The sequence below is a fragment of the Chryseobacterium nakagawai genome (genome assembly GCF_900637665.1).
Taxonomy (GTDB): Bacteria; Bacteroidota; Bacteroidia; order Flavobacteriales; family Weeksellaceae; genus Chryseobacterium; species Chryseobacterium nakagawai.
The window spans coordinates 4,604,714-4,622,494 of the sequence record NZ_LR134386.1 but is presented as its reverse complement, the minus strand read 5'-3'; the positions used below and the strand labels follow the sequence as shown (position 1 = coordinate 4,622,494).

General features: G+C 35.8%; 15 protein-coding genes. 7 read left to right on the top strand and 8 right to left on the bottom strand.

Annotation, left to right across the window (positions count from 1 at the left end; all coding sequences use genetic code 11):
- Positions 1-63: 63 nt before the first annotated feature.
- Both EL260_RS20730 and EL260_RS20725 read right to left on the bottom strand, forming a co-directional pair.
- Positions 64-933 carry a polyphosphate kinase 2 family protein gene (locus EL260_RS20730; RefSeq protein WP_123857410.1) on the bottom strand — a complete coding sequence of 290 codons (870 nt, stop codon included), beginning with the start codon at positions 931-933 and terminating at the stop codon, positions 64-66.
- 162 nt (positions 934-1,095) lie between these two features.
- A complete protein-coding gene (locus EL260_RS20725; RefSeq protein ID WP_123857409.1) occupies positions 1,096-1,560 on the bottom strand; it encodes a DUF1573 domain-containing protein in 465 nt (154 codons plus the stop codon).
- Positions 1,561-1,688: 128 nt separating this feature from the next.
- Between EL260_RS20725 and EL260_RS20720 the strand changes: the two genes are divergently transcribed.
- From EL260_RS20720 to EL260_RS20695, 6 genes are all read left to right on the top strand, one after another.
- Positions 1,689-4,304 (top strand): valine--tRNA ligase, encoded by a 2,616-nt coding sequence (locus EL260_RS20720; protein WP_123857408.1) that lies wholly within the window; start codon positions 1,689-1,691, stop codon positions 4,302-4,304.
- 94 nt (positions 4,305-4,398) lie between these two features.
- The gene (locus EL260_RS20715) at positions 4,399-5,034 is read left to right on the top strand and encodes a DUF4241 domain-containing protein (protein ID WP_123857407.1); all 636 of its coding nucleotides are present in this window, start codon (positions 4,399-4,401) and stop codon (positions 5,032-5,034) included.
- A 65-nt stretch (positions 5,035-5,099) separates the two neighbouring features.
- Positions 5,100-5,990, top strand: coding sequence for a ribokinase (locus tag EL260_RS20710; RefSeq protein WP_123857406.1), 891 nt, complete (start codon positions 5,100-5,102; stop codon positions 5,988-5,990).
- Between the two features lie 90 nt (positions 5,991-6,080).
- Positions 6,081-6,923, top strand: a complete 843-nt coding sequence (locus tag EL260_RS20705; protein WP_123857405.1) for an alpha/beta hydrolase family protein — start codon at positions 6,081-6,083, stop codon at positions 6,921-6,923.
- Entirely contained in the window at positions 6,923-7,570 is a 648-nt protein-coding gene (locus EL260_RS20700; RefSeq protein WP_123857404.1) for an HD domain-containing protein, read from the top strand. The genes EL260_RS20705 and EL260_RS20700 overlap by 1 nt, the downstream gene beginning before the upstream one ends.
- 113 nt (positions 7,571-7,683) lie before the next feature.
- Positions 7,684-8,202 carry a hypothetical protein gene (locus tag EL260_RS20695; RefSeq protein ID WP_164466559.1) on the top strand — a complete coding sequence of 173 codons (519 nt, stop codon included), beginning with the start codon at positions 7,684-7,686 and terminating at the stop codon, positions 8,200-8,202.
- 48 nt (positions 8,203-8,250) lie between these two features.
- Here EL260_RS20695 and EL260_RS20690 read toward each other — a convergent pair whose 3' ends face one another.
- A complete protein-coding gene (locus tag EL260_RS20690; RefSeq protein ID WP_123857402.1) occupies positions 8,251-8,481 on the bottom strand; it encodes a hypothetical protein in 231 nt (76 codons plus the stop codon).
- 133 nt (positions 8,482-8,614) lie between these two features.
- Positions 8,615-9,505 (bottom strand): DUF72 domain-containing protein, encoded by an 891-nt coding sequence (locus tag EL260_RS20685; protein ID WP_123857401.1) that lies wholly within the window; start codon positions 9,503-9,505, stop codon positions 8,615-8,617.
- Between the two features lie 203 nt (positions 9,506-9,708).
- Here EL260_RS20685 and EL260_RS20680 point away from each other — a divergent pair, with 203 nt between their 5' ends.
- A complete protein-coding gene (locus EL260_RS20680; protein WP_123857400.1) occupies positions 9,709-12,894 on the top strand; it encodes a TonB-dependent receptor in 3,186 nt (1,061 codons plus the stop codon).
- 165 nt (positions 12,895-13,059) lie between these two features.
- Here EL260_RS20680 and EL260_RS20675 read toward each other — a convergent pair whose 3' ends face one another.
- The 4 genes from EL260_RS20675 to EL260_RS20660 all read right to left on the bottom strand — a co-directional run bounded on the left by EL260_RS20675 (position 13,060) and on the right by EL260_RS20660 (position 17,765).
- On the bottom strand, positions 13,060-14,628 hold the full coding sequence (locus EL260_RS20675; RefSeq protein ID WP_123857399.1) for a hypothetical protein: 1,569 nt from the start codon (positions 14,626-14,628) through the stop codon (positions 13,060-13,062).
- Positions 14,629-14,634: 6 nt separating this feature from the next.
- Positions 14,635-15,207 (bottom strand): hypothetical protein, encoded by a 573-nt coding sequence (locus EL260_RS20670; RefSeq protein WP_123857398.1) that lies wholly within the window; start codon positions 15,205-15,207, stop codon positions 14,635-14,637.
- Between the two features lie 551 nt (positions 15,208-15,758).
- Positions 15,759-17,417, bottom strand: coding sequence for a ribonucleoside-diphosphate reductase subunit alpha (locus EL260_RS20665; protein WP_123857397.1), 1,659 nt, complete (start codon positions 17,415-17,417; stop codon positions 15,759-15,761).
- Between the two features lie 57 nt (positions 17,418-17,474).
- A complete protein-coding gene (locus tag EL260_RS20660; protein ID WP_123857396.1) occupies positions 17,475-17,765 on the bottom strand; it encodes a hypothetical protein in 291 nt (96 codons plus the stop codon).
- Positions 17,766-17,781: the final 16 nt, after the last annotated feature.

Sequence of the window (17,781 nt, the reverse complement as noted above, 5' to 3'; positions counted from 1 at the left end):
ATGATTATAAGCTATAATTTATCAGCATAAAAAATCCTCAGATGTATTCATCTGAGGATTTTTTTATTCACTTTCCAATTGTTTTTTTGCTTCCTGTAAGCCCAATCTGTCTTTTTCCGAAAGCTGGGGATATTTAAGGTTCATTTTTTCCAGCGTGTCTATAATAATCTGAATAGCTGCTGTTCTTGCAAACCATTTATTATCCGCAGGAAGTACATACCACGGGGCATGATCCTTTGATGTTTCGTTGATTGCTGTTTCGTAAACCTCCATGTATTGGTCAAATAGGGCCCTTTCAGGAAGATCTCCTGCCGAAAATTTCCAGTTTTTTTCCTGCTCATTGATTCTGTCTAGTAATCTTTTCTTTTGTTCATCCTTCGAAACATTCAGGAATATTTTGATGATAGTGGTTCCGTTTTGAGCAAGATGTTTTTCGAAATTACGGATGCTTTCATAGCGGTTTTCCCAGAATTTATTGTCAAAATCTTTTACAGAAGACCATGTTTTTTCACTTAAGTTATATTCAGGGTGAACTTTACAAACTAAAACACTTTCATAATGAGAACGATTGAAGATTCCGATCATTCCTTTCTGAGGCAATGCCAGATAATGCCTCCATAGAAAATCGTGGGAATATTCTTTTGAGCTTGGAGTTTTAAAGCTGGTGACATTACAACCCTGAGGGTTTACTCCTCCAAAAACATGCTCTATCATGCTATCTTTTCCAGCAGCATCCATAGCCTGAAGTACAACTAAAAGAGATTGGCTTCCATCAGCATAAAGCTTTTCCTGTAGTTCACGAAGTTTTTCTTTTTCCTGGATTAATAATTGTGTCCCTTCTTCTTTGGTAAGTTTCCCTTTGTAAGAGGTAGAGGCTTTTTTTATTGAAAATTTTCCATTTACCTTAAAGTCATCTGAGAAATTGGTGTCCATATACTTGTAAATTATGAGAGTTAGAAATTATTTAAAAATAGAAGATGTCGTTGTTAAACAATTATTATCCATATGAATACTAATTCTTTCAACATCTGTTATTATAAATATAATGAAAAAACCGCCTCCATAGAGACGGTTTTTGTATTTTTAAGTAGAGAATTACTTAGCGGTAGCCTTTTTAGCTATTTTTGCAGCTTTTTTCTCAGCTTTAGCAGCTTCCTTCTGCTCAGCAGGAGTTAGCACTTTTGCTTCTGGAGCGTTAGCATCTACGTTTCCTTTAATGTAGATTACACTTCTGCTGTTGGCAGGGTCGTTAGAGAAAACCTCGATCATTTTGTTGAATCCTCCTGTAAGAGCTGTGTTGTATCCAACTTTGATCTTAGCAGATTTTCCTGGCATGATCGGATCCTGGCTAAATTCAGGAGTTGTACATCCACAAGATGGTTTTACGTTTGAAATGATCAAAGGCTTATCACCAGTGTTTGTTACGGTAAAGAATCTTGTACCATCAGAACTAGGCTTAATGTTACCATAGTCGAAAGTAGTTTTATCAAACGTAATAGTTTGTGCAGATGCAAGTGCAAATGTTCCGAATAATGCAATTCCTGCGATTAATTTCTTCATATTCTTGAATGTTAATATGTTTGTTAGATAAATTTTGTGAAACAAAGTTAAAAATTATTTTAATTCATGCTTAAAAATTTTTTTCTTTAGACTATTTTTGCAAATTGCAAGCCAAAGAAATAGAATTTATGCAGATTTCAGAAAAGTACAATCCACAGGAAACAGAACAGAAATGGTACAATTACTGGTTGGAAAACAAGTATTTCCACTCAGAACCTAATGAAAAACCACCATATACCGTGGTCATTCCACCGCCAAACGTGACGGGGATATTACACATGGGACATATGTTGAACAATACCATTCAAGATGTTCTGGTCCGCCGTGCGAGAATGCGCGGGTTTAATGCTTGTTGGATTCCGGGAACAGATCACGCTTCCATTGCTACCGAAGCTAAGGTTGTTGCTAAACTGAAGTCTGAAGGAATCAATAAGTCTGATATTACCCGTGAACAATTCCTTGAGCACGCTTGGGAATGGACCAATAAATATGGAGGAACAATCCTTGAACAGCTTAAAAAATTAGGATGCTCATGTGACTGGGATAGAACCCGTTTCACTTTAGAGGATAAGCTTTCACAACAGGTTATCAAAAGTTTTGTAGATCTTTATAACAAAGGGTTAATCTACAGAGGGTACAGAATGGTAAACTGGGATCCTGAAGCGAAGACCAACATTTCAGATGAAGAGGTAATTTTTAAAGAGCAGAACGGAAAATTATATTTCCTTAAATATAAAATTGAAGGTTCAGAAGAATTCCTTTCAGTAGCTACTACACGTCCCGAAACTATTTTCGGGGATACCGCGGTATGTATCAACCCAAATGATGAGAGATATGCTCATTTAAAAGGTAAAAATGTAATTGTACCTATCGTTGACAGAGTCATTCCTATTATTGAGGATGAATATGTTGATATCGAATTTGGAACAGGAGCTTTAAAAATTACTCCTGCTCACGATACTAATGACTATGAGATCGGACAAAAGCATCAGCTGAAAATGATTGATGCATTGGATGATGATGGAAATCTTAACGAACATGGTCTACACTATGCAGGACAAAACAGATTTGATGTAAGAAAGCAGATCGCAAAAGAATTAGAAGAAAAAGATCTTTTATTAAAAGCAGAAGATTACGTAAATAAAGTAGGAACATCCGAAAGAACTGGGGCTGTTATTGAACCTAAAGTTTCAGTACAATGGTTCCTTAAAATGTCTGAAATTGCTAAGCCGGCATTGGATGTAGTAATGGATGATGAAGTAAAATTCTATCCGGATAAGTTTAAAAATACGTACAAGTACTGGATGGAGAACATCCGTGACTGGAATATCTCCCGTCAGCTTTGGTGGGGACAACAGATTCCTGCATTTTATTATGGAGACGGAGAAAATGATTTTGTAGTTGCTGAAACCAAAGAAGAAGCTTTAGAATTAGCAAAACAAAAGACAGGAAATCAGGAATTGACTATAGAGGGACTTAGACAAGACGATGATGCATTGGATACGTGGTTCTCTTCATGGTTGTGGCCAATGTCTGTATTTGATGGATTACTTGATCCTGAAAATAAAGACATCAATTATTACTACCCAACTTCTGATCTGGTTACAGGACCGGATATTATTTTCTTCTGGGTAGCCAGAATGATTATGGCCGGATTGGAATATAGAAAAGAAGTTCCGTTTAAGAATGTTTACTTTACAGGAATCGTAAGAGACAAGCAGAGAAGAAAGATGTCAAAATCTTTAGGAAACTCCCCGGATCCGCTTGAACTGATGGATAAATATGGTGCTGATGGAGTTCGCGTAGGGATTCTATTAAGTTCTGCCGCAGGAAATGACCTTCTTTTTGATGAAGATTTGATGCTTCAAGGGCGAAACTTTATGACGAAGATCTGGAATGCCTTCCGTTTGATTAACATGTGGAATCATGAAGATAAACCAGCTATTGCTACCGACAATCAGGCTATAGAATGGTTTGAAAATAAATTAAATAAAACGATTGTTGAGATCAACGATCAATTCGAGAAATTCAGAATTTCTGATGCCCTTCATTTAATTTATAAATTAATTTGGGATGATTTTTGTGGTTGGTATCTTGAGGCAATTAAACCTAACTACGGAGAAGGCATTTCTAAGGAAGTTTATCACAAAACAATATATTTCTTTGAAGAGCTCATGAAGTTACTTCACCCATTCATGCCTTTCCTAACGGAGGAATTATGGCAGACAATTTCAGAAAGAAATATTGAAGAAGCTTTAGTGGTTGCTCAGCAGAAAGAAGCCGGTGCGTTTGATGAAGCTATCATTAAAAACTTTGAGACCGCAGCAGAATTGATCTCTGGAGTTAGAAATTACCGTCAGACAAAAGGAATTTCACCAAGAGAAGCAGCTGAAATATATACTAATGCTGCTGAATTCGCTAATGAAGCCGTAGTAAGAAAATTGGCAAACGTTTCTGAAATCCATTTCGGAACGAAAACAGATAAGCCAAGCTTTACATTTCTTGTAGGAGCGACAGAAGTTTCTATTCCTTTAAGTGAAAACTTGGATTTAGGGGAAGAAAAAGTGAAAACTGAAGAAGAATTAAAGTATCTGAAAGGGTTTTTAATTTCAGTAGATAAAAAGCTTTCTAACGAAAAGTTTGTGGCTAATGCTAAACCTGAAATTGTAGAGGTAGAGCGTAAGAAGCAAAAAGATGCTCTTGACAAGATCGCGATCTTAGAAGAGAAGTTGAAGACTTTGTAGATTTAAAATATAGGCAATGTGTTGCCTTAATAATCAGGCTGGGTACGGATGAATAACTTGTATCCAGCCTGATGGTTTAAAGAAAAGATATAAAATGACACATATAGAAAACATAAAAAAACTATTTTCGAAGGACTTTGTAGAAAGTCCCTTGTTAGAAAGTTTTGAAGTAGGGAAAATTTACCTTTCCAGTGGAAAGCTGGTAGCTTGTGATCCTTTAATCACCAATGATATGCTTCCATTTTCTACAGAATTTCCAAAAGGAGAATTCTCCGTGATGCTGCATAAAGAGATAGAAAGCAATTGTGTAGCCTATGCAGAAATTATTTTTAATACTACAGCCATTACAGACTGGAAGTTGGCAACTACCGCGGGACAGAATATTAAAGAACTAACCGAAGATGAAGTTTTTGGATATCCGGTAGAAAGCGGTATGGGCTGTTTTATGGATGTGGATACTCAAAACAGTCTGAATGAATTGGAACAGAAGCTTTATCATAATAAAGGTGGAGACTTCATGGGAATTTATGAAGAGTTTTTCCATGGACATTTCTTTGATGAAAATGGTGCAATAGATCAATATGCATTTCTAAAGCCTTCGGAAGCTCATCCCGGGACCATATTTGCTTTTGAGACCGGATATGGGGAAGGTTTTTATGCCAGCTACATTGCTTTTGATAAAAATCAATCACCAGTGAAGATTATTACAGAATTTATTGAAATAAGTTAGGTAAAATTAGTTACTTTTGGCACGGAATTTAGTCTGTTATAATTTTTAAACTAATATCAAACACAATGAATTTCTCATCAGAACAACCAAAAATTATCGTTGTAGGCAGCTCCTCAATAGATCTTGTTTTGGAAACCGATAAACTTCCCTTACCTAATGAAACCGTTCTGGCTGTTAATTCAGAAAGTTATTTTGGTGGGAAAGGAGCTAACCAGGCAGTAGGAACCGCAAGATTGGGAGCCAGTGTTTATTTTATAGGTTGTGTTGGAATGGACCCTCTGGGACAGCAAATCATGAGAAATCTGGTGGGTGAGAATGTGAATGTAGGTTTTGTACATGAAACAGATAAAGAATCTACAGGCACAGCTTATGTAACCACCTCTGAGGGAAATGCAGCTATTGTTGTAGTTCCTGCAGCCAATAAATACCTAAATAAATCTCATATTGATGAGGCTGACCGTTATTTTCATACTTCTGACCTTGTCCTTGTACAGCTTGAGGTTTCGATGGATGTTGTGGAATATACAGTGAAAAAAGCCAAAAAATATGGTAAGAAAGTAGGTCTGTATGCTTCTCCTGCTATGAGAGTAAGTGATGAAATTTTGGAAGCAGTAGACTTTATTGTTGCTAAAAGTAATGAACTGTTTATTATTTTTGGTGAAGAAAAAAGAGAAGAAGTCCTTAAAAAATACTTTAATAAAGTGTTTGTAAGAGATGATACCAATTCTACCATCTATTTTGATGGTACAGAAATGAAGTATTATAGAAAGAATAAAGATAAGACTGTTTACAAAATGGGGATGGGAGATGCATTTACATCAGGATTTGCGATTGCACTTTGCCATGGGAACTCTGTTGAAGACTGTGTGAAGTTTGGAAACGAGGTTTCTTCTCGTGTTTCAGGAGGCAAGGGTTCGCAGACAGGCTTGCCGAGAATGTCAGATTTCTTTTCTTAAAGCTATTTACGGCATATCGAAAGTTCCAAACTAAACATAATAATATACTGAAAATGTCCACTTTTATAGTGGATTTTTTCTTTTCATCCTATGGAAAAACTAATACTTACCACAGAAGATCATGCCTCCCTGACTGTTCATCTTTTTCAGCCTGAAAAAAATAATGGAAAACTATTGCTTATTAACTCTGCAACGGGAGTTAAGCAACAGGTCTATTTCTCTTTTGCAAAATACTTTTCGGAGCAAGGGTTTACTGTGATTACTTATGATTACAGAGGAATAGGACTATCTAAACCGGAAAATATGAAAGGTTTTCATGGGTCTATGAGAATTTGGGGTTCACAGGATTTTAAAGCAGTGACAACCTATATTAAGAATCAGTTTCCTGAGTATAGAAAGTTTTGTCTGGGACATTCTGTAGGAGCTTTAATTTTAGGAATGAATAAAGATTCTGAAATGTTTGAAGAATTTATATTTGTAGGAACCCAGAATGCTTTTGTAGGAAATCTTAGACTAAAGACAAAAATTGAAGCCTATCTTGGATTCGGAATTGTACAACCATTAACCACTTCATTGCTAGGATACTTTCCTGCAAACTGGTTCGGGCTAGGAGAAAGTCTTCCAAAAAATTGTGCATATGACTGGAGAACCTTAATTTTAAACAAAAAATCAACCAACAGACTGTTGGAGAAAATTGATGATTATTCTAAAAACTTAACGCAGAAAGTATTTGTAGTTCGTGCAGAGGATGATGTATGGTTAACAGAAAAAGGAGTTATGAGCCTTTTAAACAATACTTATTCTAACCTTAAACCGACGTACAGACTGGTAAAAACCGCAGAGTCTGAGAAAAAAGAAATCGGACATGTTAATTTTTTTAGAAGTTATAATCAGAAACTCTGGGGTATTATTTTAAATGAACTGATAGATTAATGAAAAGTACAATTAACAACACGGTAGAATTTGTAAAGGAAAAGCTGGAAGGAGCGGAAGCAGGCCATGACTGGTTTCATATTGAGAGAGTTTGGAAATTGGCTAAAAAAATTGCTGACACAGAGAAAGCCTGTGATTCAAATGTGGTAGAATTATCTGCACTATTGCACGATATTGCAGATCCTAAATTTCATAATGGAGATGAAACAATCGCTCCAAAAATATCCAGAGAATTTTTAGAAAGAGAAAACGTTCCTAATGAAACCATTGAAAAGGTTTTATTCGTGATCGAAAATATTTCATTTAAAAATAGAAGTCAGGCTCCTGCCGATCCATCTATTGAACTACAGATTGTGCAGGATGCTGATCGTATTGATGCTATTGGAGCCATAGGAATTGCCAGAACATTCAATTTTGGAGGGTTTAAAAATAATCTGATGTATGATCCAAATGTTCAGCCTGATCTCCATATGTCCAAAGAGCAATATAAAAAGTCTAATGGTACAACCATCAATCATTTTTATGAAAAATTATTGTTACTGAAGGATTTGATGAATACCGAACATGGAAAAAAAATGGCCCAGGAAAGGCATGATTATATGCTGAATTTCCTTGACCAGTTTTATAAAGAGTGGAATGTAGATTAACATTCTCTTAAAAATTCTGAAATCAGTATCTTTGCAGTATGGTATTTTTCATTCTTGTTATCTTTTGGGCGTGTATATTTTCCTTGATTTTATATAAAGTAAAATCGGGAGGAATGGCAAAATGGGCAAGACTGTTCCGTATTGTAACAGTAGTTTCTTCCATCTCAATTTTCACCTATTGGTTTATAAAGAAAAGTGCTGTGGCATTTGTGGATAACTCTGTAGGACTACAAGTTGTTAATAAACTTCCTCAAGCATTGGATTTTTATCTTATCAACGTCAATAAAATTGATAATACTACTAGCCTTGAACCTAAGCATATTGGGAAAATACGTCCGGAATATTACAGGATTGAATATTTGAAAATGGACAAGTCTGATGAGTATTGGATTGTAGGTTATCTTGGAAAGAAAAATCTGGTGTATTTTTCACAGCATTCTGTTCCTAATAAGAATATGGATCAGATTGTGGAAGTACAGAATTATATCAACCAAAGCATGAGGCTGTCTGAAGCTGCTAAAAAGCAGGTGGATGCTTATAATTATGAAAATACAAAGTTGGGAATCTGGATTACATTGGACTTTCTGCTTTTATTTCTCAATCTGGTATTGCTTCTGAAGAAAAATAAATAAGTTATATATTCTCTCGCAGATTTCATAAAATCTGCGAGAGTTTTATTATTAAGGATAATCCAGAAGATGCATAATCTGTTCTTTAAATTCCTCAGGACATTCTTTTACTAATTTATCTTTGTTCTGTTTACTAATCTGATGAGGTTCCAGCCATTCAATTTTATTGGAATTCAGGCTATGGCTATCATATACTCTTTTTATAGTATGGTCTTCATAGAAGGTATATTCGTCGCCAAGCCAGTTGCTGGAGACGCTGATTGTACAAATTTCCTTTTTCATAACATTGATTTTTTTAAGTATACCATTACTCACTAGGAATGGGTATTACTCTAATTTATAAAATTTTCCGTTATGAAAAGGCTTTTGTTGTAATTTGAACTGTAAATTAAAATTAGTCTATTTAAAATTTTAACTAAAATAGGCTTCCCATATTTTCAGTGGCCATTTGAGGAATATGGATTTCTGTTTTCCATTCTTCATTCATTTTTTTGATGAAATAAGCGGAAAGAAGTGGAGAGGCCTTTTCAATATTCTGATGGACAAAGAAATAGAGATTCTGAAGCCCTTCTTTTTTCCATTGAGTAAGGTGCTTTAACCAATCATCTAGCCTTTCATAATCACTTTCTGCATTGGCTCCTACATATCGGATAAACGCATTGGGGGTGGTCAGGCGCATGTGAAGCATATCTCTTCTTCCGGCGGTATCTACAATAATATTAGTGATATTATAAGTTTCAAAAAGCTCACAGGTAGTGTTTAGAATTTCTTCATCAGTAAACCATTCCGTATTTCTGAGTTCTATAGCAAGAGGAACTTCTTTAGGCCATTCTTTTACAAATTTTTCCAGTCTGTCATAATCTTTTGGTTTAAAGTTATCATGAAGCTGAAGGAAAGCCATTCCAAGTTTTTCATCAAAATTCATCACGGCTGATGCAAAATGAGTAACGGGATCTGTAACGTCAATCAATCTTCTGAAGTGGGAAACAGTGTTGGTAATCTTAGGGAAAAACTTAAAATTTTCAGGAGTCTTTTCTTTCCATGTTTTTACCTGATCCGGAGTGGGCATTCCATAAAAGGTAGCATTTAATTCAATGGAATTAAATTGAGTGGCGTAATATGTTAACTCATCCTTTGTTCCTTTGGGATAGAATCCTTTAAGGTCTGTTTTGTTCCATTTGGCACATCCGATAGAAATATTTTCCAATCCTTTTTTATTAAGGCTTAAAATTTCTTTAGTTCTGGAGTGATCTTTAGGAAGGGTGAAGTCTATTTTTGATGGGTCTTCTACTTGTCCGAATTTCATATTAAGCGGTTTTAATGTTTAAAATTAATCATTTTTTCACTGTATTTTCATAGAAAGGATATAAAATGAAAAAGAAAATTACATGAACATTAAGCTTTTTTTAAGGAAATGTTAAACTTTATGTTACGCAATGTTAATTCTATGTTACCATACTTCATTTTTCCTCAATCTAATTTTGCAACAAGTTTTGTAGCAATAAAAATATGAAGAAAAAATTGATCTGTGCTTTTGCTTTATTATCTTTTGGATTTGCATTCTCACAGGAAACCAGCTCTAAAATTTTTGGAAGATTAAAAGGTGTTTCTTCTGAAGTTACAGTAAGGGTAGTACATATTCCTACCAACAGTACCTTTGAAACCAAAAGTAATAGTAAAGGGCAGTTTAGTTTAGATAATCTTCAACCGGGAGGTCCTTATAAATTGGAGATATCTGACGGGTCACGGGTTATTTATGAAAATTCTAATTTACAGCTTTCATTAGGAAACAACGATCTTCCGGTAGTAGAAGTTGGAAACACGGAAAAGACCATTGATGAGGTGAAGATCACTTCTAAAAAGACTAATGTAAAATATGGAGTTGGGATTAGCCAGGCGCAGATTTCAGGACTTCCTAACATTAACCGGGGGATCCAGGATGTTACCAAATTAGTTCCTCAAAGTGCTAATAACTCTTTCAACGGAACCAATTTTCGTTATAATAACGTTACGATTGATGGGTCTATCAACAACGATGCAATTGGTTTCAGTCCCTCATTGGGAGGTCAGACCGGTACTTCAGGAATGCCTGGAAGTAGTACGCGTTCCAATTCGATTAGTTTGGATGCCATTCAGGATGTACAAGTGTATATTGCTCCTTATGATGTGAAGCTTGGAAATTTCCTTGGGGGAAGTATCAATGCGGTAACCAGAAGCGGAAGCAATGACGTTACGGGTTCTATGTATGTGTATGGTAGAAATGCAGCAATCACAGGAAGAAACAGAGTAGGTGATAATTCGAAAATGCCAAGTGATTTCTCTGATTTTATTTATGGAGGAAGAGTAGGACTGCCAGTAGTGAGAGATAAAGTGTTTTTATTCACAAACCTGGAATATACCAAAAGGGTAGATCCAATATTTTATAATGCTAATGATCCCAATGCATTGATTGACGAGTCTGTGGCTCAGAAAATTTCAGATTTTGTACAAAAGAAATACGGATTCAATGTAGGAAGTTTTAATGGTTATAATAACTTTTCTGAAAGTGCTAAGCTTTTTAATAAGTTAGACTGGAAGATCAACGATAAGCATACTCTATCCATCAAAAATAATACGGTATTTTCCCAGGCATCCAATCTTGAAAGAGATGGTGCCAATTTCAGATTTTCAAGTATGGATTTTGTTCAGAAAAATACGGCTTCTACAACTACCCTTGAATTGAAAAGCCGTTTTAATGATAAATGGAATAACAATTTAGTGGTTGGTTATTCTTCTATTCATGATTATAGAGATCCTACTTCTGCGAATGCGATGTTCCCGCAGGTTGAAATTACCCATAACGGCGGAACTATTTTGTTGGGAAATGACAGAGAAGCTACTGTTTTCAATATGAAACAGAAAACTTTTGAAATTACGGATAACCTTACCTATAAAACCGGAAATCATACTTTCTTATTAGGAACTCACAATGAGTTATATAATATCAATTATGGATTTGTAAACGCTTTGAATGGAAGAATATCTTATAAATCACTAAATGATTTTTATAATGGTACCCCTGCAAGGATAAGAGGAACCTATCCTTTTAACGGAAACAGCAGACAAGAGCTTTTCGACAATCCTTATGCACAATATAAAGTTAACCTTCTTTCATTATATCTGCAGGATGAGATCAATTTGGGAAGAGTGAGACTTTCACCGGGAGTAAGGGTTGATTATACAGATTTACCTAATAAACCCCAATTAAGTCAGGCTGTTAATAACTCTCCTCAAGACCCTTATTTCGGAAATACTTATAGTTATACTCCGTTAAGCCAGCTAACCAATAGTTACCTTAACAAGCCTACCTTATCTCCAAGACTTGGGTTTACCATCGATGTTACGGAAGACCGATCTATGGTATTAAGAGGAGGTTCGGGTATTTTTGTAGGAAGAATCCCATTTGCATGGTTAGGATATGCTTATTATAATGATGGAGTAGGTTTCGGAAGCTATGATTATAATGCTCCTACTACTGCACAGATTGCTGCTAACGGAGATCCGTTGGTGGGAGCTAATTTCCCGAAGTGGCAAAATTCTTCAAAAGTACAGGTTGACCTTATTGATAATAACTTTAAGATGCCAAGAGTATGGAGAAGCTCGCTTGCATTCGATTATACCCTTTCCGGATATAAACTGACATTAGAAGGTATTTACACCAAAGTATTGTATGACCTTAAATTCCAACAGGTAAATAAAACGGATAATGTGACCTACTACAGTTATGATGTTAATCACGAAATGCCGATTTATACAACGAATATCAATAGTAATTTTTCTAATGCATATCTATTATCCAATACAAAAGATGGTTACCGTTACAACCTGACGGCTCAGATTTCAAAATCATATAATTTCGGATTTAATTTCTTTGCAGCTTATACGTATGGTGATGCGAAAGATATAACGAATGGTATCAGAAACTCGATGGAAAGTAACTGGCAGATGAATCAGTCTTTGACTCCAAATGATCCTAAGTTGACAACTTCCAATTTTGCGATCAAGAATAGAATTGTTGCTAATCTTGGATATGCGTTTAATATTTCCAAATCTAACAGGTTATCTACCAATGTATATTTTAATGCTCAATCAGGAAACCCTTTCTCATGGGGATTCATAAACAGTACAATTGCCAATACGGGGCAAGCGGCAGGTCTTGCTTATATCTTTAAAGATGCTGCTGAAGCGGCTAAATATATTGTTCCTATAAAAGATGGATCAGGAAATGTACTGGTAACTGCTCAGCAACAGGTTGCAGATTATGAGAACTTCGTTAATAACAATGATTACTTGAAATCAAGAAGAGGAAAGTTTACCGAAAGAAATGGAGATACCACCCCTTGGAATATTCAGGCAGATATCAGAATTATGGATGAGATCAGATTGAGTGAAAAATCTAAGAACAATATCCAGATCTCTCTAAGTATCATTAATTTCACTAATTTATTGAATAAAGATTGGGGTAAAGTGTACTTTGTTCCTAATACTTTTAACTCTACAGCCAGCGTAGGGCTTACAAAAGTTGGAAATGTGGCACCGGGACAGCCTTCAGCCGGAGATCCTACTTATACCTTCAAAACACCGGGATCTGCTTATACAATAGATCAGTTTGCATCAAGATTTCAGGCTCAGATAGGAGTAAGGTATAACTTCTAATTACTACTTTTTTATATTACTCAATATACTTCTTTTTCAAAGGTTCGGATTTTCTTTCCGGGCCTTTTTTGCTGTGTAGAATAAAAGAAGAAATAATATTACTTAATACTAATTGAGCAATATTATCTCTTCAATTTCATCAAAAAAAGATCTTTTTTTGATTATTTATTTTATCGTTTGTGTTACCATTCTGTTTGAAATGGTAGAATAAATACAGCCGGTAGTTTTTAGACTAACCGTAATGGTAGCCGGAACAGATCGGTAAGCGGTGTCACCATAAGGTTCAACAATTTTACCATTAGAATCCTTCACAGTTCTCCCTTTTACTGTATAAGTCATAGTTGCCGTTCCGGTAAATCCGCTTGAAGGACTGAATGTGACAATACCTGTTGACTTGTTGTAAGTCCATGTCCCTTCAGTAGTTATTTTTTTACGGTATAACGTAAGATCTGTATCGCTGGTCTTTGCAAAACTGAAGGTTGAATAATCAATATTGGTATTGCTTCCAGTGGGCGGGGTTGTAATGCTGATAGGACCTTTGTAGGCTATATCATTATTGAAAACCGGGATGTTAACTGATTGAAACTTACACGTAGAAGCTGCATCATCATTTGTTACTGCTGAATAAGGAAGCGTTAATTTTACATTTCGGATAATATGTTGCTGGAATGCGGCACCCGTAGAGGCTGCAAAACCTAGCTTTAGAAAGGCTGGAGTTGTTGCATTAAGCGTTTGGGAAGTTGCAGCGCCTTCTGTATCCGAAGTGTTAAAATCAGTAGTTTGAGGATTGGCATTTTCTGTATAAGGTACAGAGGTCTTATAATGATAATAATTGATGACATTCACAGGTGTTCCGTTTTGTGTTGTCTGAATATCAACTTTTATATCAAACCCATCTGTGGTGGTATTGCTTATAAAATGGGGAATCAGATCAAGGTATACTTTTCTGAATTCTCCGGCGTTATTTCTGAGATCAAACACTGAAGAAAGGGTGTTGGAAGTAGCCAGATAGCTTCTGTCAGTTTGTAATACCCTGCCTACAGTTCCCGAATTGCTTAACGTAGATCGTGTAATCAAAACAGGATATTCTGTAAAACCATCCCCTAATCCTGTTGTATTGATCGCAGCACCTCTGGCACCCCTGAGGGTTACATGACTTGTTGATTGAGACCAGGTTACCCCTGCAATTCCATTTACCCTTGATTCCCCCTGAAAGCGCTTGGATTTAAAATTCCCAAACTCATCCAGGGCAATACCTAGATAAGCAGATGATAAACCTGCCTTTCTCTGGCTTGCGTAGGTATTTTGCGCTCTGTTATAAGAATAGCCAAGGCCTGCTCCCGGAGCACCAATTGTGGGGCTTGTCACGGCTCCGTCATATAAGAAAAAAGATAAACCGTCTCCATAAGTACCACTTAAAGGGGTCCCGTTTTTCATATCATATTCAAACTCAACATGAAGTCCGTTTACCGAAGTAAAAGTCCTGCCATTGATAAATAATCCTCCAAATTGCCCTGAGCTTGCAGGGGTAAGCTGCACCCCTGTAGAAGTATGTGAAGCATTTCCCTGTATCGTAAGTTCAGAAGCTGAAGAAGCATTCATAAGGGAATTAGAATAGGAATAAAACCCATAAATACTTGCTACTTCAGTACTGTCTGTCTGTGCATACATAAAGTTTGTAAGCAATCCAAAAACCAGGCTCATCAAAGACAGCCTTTTAAAATTCTTTTTCATGGCTGCTTATTTTACAACAAATACAATGTTGATGAAAGATGCTGAAGTTGCATTTGATAAAACATCATAATTCAATACACCTGTGCTGCTGACGCTGTTTATTTTAAAAACAGATGGGTCATAACCCGTTACGTAATAATATAAATCTGTTGCATTGGGGAAAAAAGGGATTGAAGCCGGAGCAGATGCACTTCTTGCATTTGTTGGGACATTCGAAAACTGATTTTTATACAATGTGTACAGATCTTTCGTTTGGCCTGTTGAAGTTGTTGTGGTGTCAAAAACAACACTCGGCATGTAGAAAAATTTAGATACATACGGAGAAAGGCAGGTCCAATCCGGGGTTGCAGGGGTTCCTACATTTTGGCTGATGCATTTTTTGTTGGCATCAAAAATAATAAGTCCTGTAGCTGGATTGGTAACAGCAGATAGATTGCTGATTCTTGGTAGAAGTACGCCTCTGGAAGTACTTGTAACATCTAAAGCTGCGCTTTGATCAGGAGTAGTAGTATTGATTCCTACCTGTGCGTAGAAAGTAATACTGGCCATAGCCATCATTAGGGTAATAACTTTGTTCATTTTCGAAATAATTTTTTGTGTTTATATTGTAGCAATTTTGCTAAGAGTAATTTTCGTTATCTGAAATTTATTTTTTGTGTTTTTAAATTAAAGGAAGAATCAGAACACACTATACTGTGTTTGTATGGATGATGTATTTTTTTTCTCTTTTTATATTGTGTTTTAAAAAAATAATCAGTTGTAATAATGTGTTTCCCAATCACCCAAAGAGATTTATTAATTTAGATTTAATACAATCTTTATTTTGTATTGAATTTATGTTTAATAATACGCTTGATTGTTAGTATTTTATTTATTAAAAACTGATTTATTTGGTTTATCTTCAACAAATGTAAATAAAATTACTTCATATTAGTAATGGAAAGTCAATGATATAAGGACTTGATTCACTGTTTGGGGAGCGAAGGTCTGATATTTTCAGTATTAATAGATGATTAAATAAAAATAAGTTTTTTAAACCTAAATGTTAAATTTTTGTTAAATTTTAATTATAATAAAAAAGACACGCTAAAAAGCGTGTCTTACTATATAGATGTTTATTATTTGTTCCTCTATGCCTCACAGCTTGAACAAGATACAAAGTTCACCATCATTTCTTTTGAAACAGAAGAACTTCTTTGGTAGTAAAGTGTTTTTACTCCTTTTTTCCAAGCCTCAATATATAGATAGTTTACATCTTTTACAGGCATTGTAGAAGGAATCTGAAGATTCAATGATTGTGCTTGGTCAATGTACTGTTGTCTTTGTGCAGCCTGAGAAATAACCTCCATCGGAGAGATTTCCTTAAATGTTTTGAATACTGCCTTTTCTTCAGGAGTAAGCTCATTCAGGTGCTGTACAGAACCATGGTTCAACATGATTGTTCTCCATGTTTCTTCGTTATCTAAGCCTTTTTCTTTTAATAATTTTGCCAGGTATTTGTTCTTACGCATAAAGTTTCCTTTAGCAAGACCTGCTTTATAATAGTTAGAAGAGAAAGGTTCAATTCCAGGAGAAGTCTGTCCTAAGATGGCAGAACTTGAAGTGGTAGGAGCAATAGCCATTGTAGTGGTATTTCTTAATCCGTATCCTTTCAGTACGTCCGGCTCTCCATAGATGTTGGCTAACTCTCTTGAAGCCTGCTCAGCCTGTTCTTTGATGTGTCTGAATGCTCTTGCATTGAACTGAGTCGCCTCAAAACTTTCAAACGGAATCATATTTTTCTGTAGGTAAGAATGGTATCCTAAAACTCCTAATCCAAGAGCTCTGTGACGCATTGCGAAGTTTCTTGCTCCTTGTAAGTAGTAGTTTCCTTCAGTTTTATCAATGAACTCAGATAATACAGCATCCAGGAAGTATACCGCTAATTTAACGGCATCTGTATCTTTCCACTCATCATACAATTCAAGGTTCATAGAAGACAGACAGCAGATGAATGATTCTTCCATGGTAGAAGGAAGCATGATTTCAGAACAAAGGTTACTTGCGTTTACCGTCATTCCAAGGTCTTTATACACCTGTGGTTTGTTTCTGTTGACGTTATCGGTGAAGAAAATATAAGGAAGGCCTTTTTGCTGGCGGCTTTCCAATACTCTTGCCCAGATTTTACGTTTGTCCATATCCCCATCAATCATATCCTGCATCCAGTAATCCGGAACACATACTCCGGTGAACAGGTTTTGAATAGGGCTACCAATATCTTTAATGGATAAAAATTCTTCAATATCTCCGTGGTCAATATCCAGATAAGCTGCAAATGCTCCTCTTCTTACGCCTCCTTGAGAAACAACATCCATTGCCGTATCAAAAAGCTTCATGAATGAAACAGCTCCGGAAGATTTTCCGTTATCTGTCACAGCTGTTCCTCTGTTTCTAAGTTCTCCAAAATACCCTGAAGTTCCTCCTCCGATTTTTGTCTGCATGATCACCTCACCCATTTTATGAGTAATTCCTTCAATGCTGTCCGGAATGTGAGCGTTAAAACAAGAAATAGGAAGACCTCTCTCTGTTCCCATATTAGCCCATACAGGAGAAGAGAAACTGATCCATCCTTTTGTGATCATTTCTTTGAAAGCGGGCTGAAGTTCCGGCTTATATAATCTTTTTGCAGCAGCAGTGGTAATTCTGTCGATAGCTCCATCTACCGTTTCACCTTTCAACAGATATCCTCTGTTCAGCATTTGCTCAGACTCTTCATTGAGCCACCATATATTTGAATTTTGCTCTTCCATAGATGTTATATTTTCGAATTCCGGAATGAGACTACCACTCCGGAATTTTGTTTTTTTTTATATTATTGATTGTAAAAGTTCTACTTTGTGAGAGTCGTTCAATCCACTTTCATCTCTTACTCTTTGAAATTCCTTAAAAGACGGAATATTCAAAACTTCATGTTGAACTTCTTCATTAATGTAGTTTGAATAATGTAGAAAAGTAACGCCATCCTCCTTTACGAAAACCTTATATTCAAATGCTGACTGATCCAGGTTTTTAAAATCCTCTAAAAACTTTTGAATATTGGCTTTATTTGAAGAAACAAATTCAGGTTTTACGGTATAGCTTACCATTACATTAATCATATCTATTTGTGTTTAT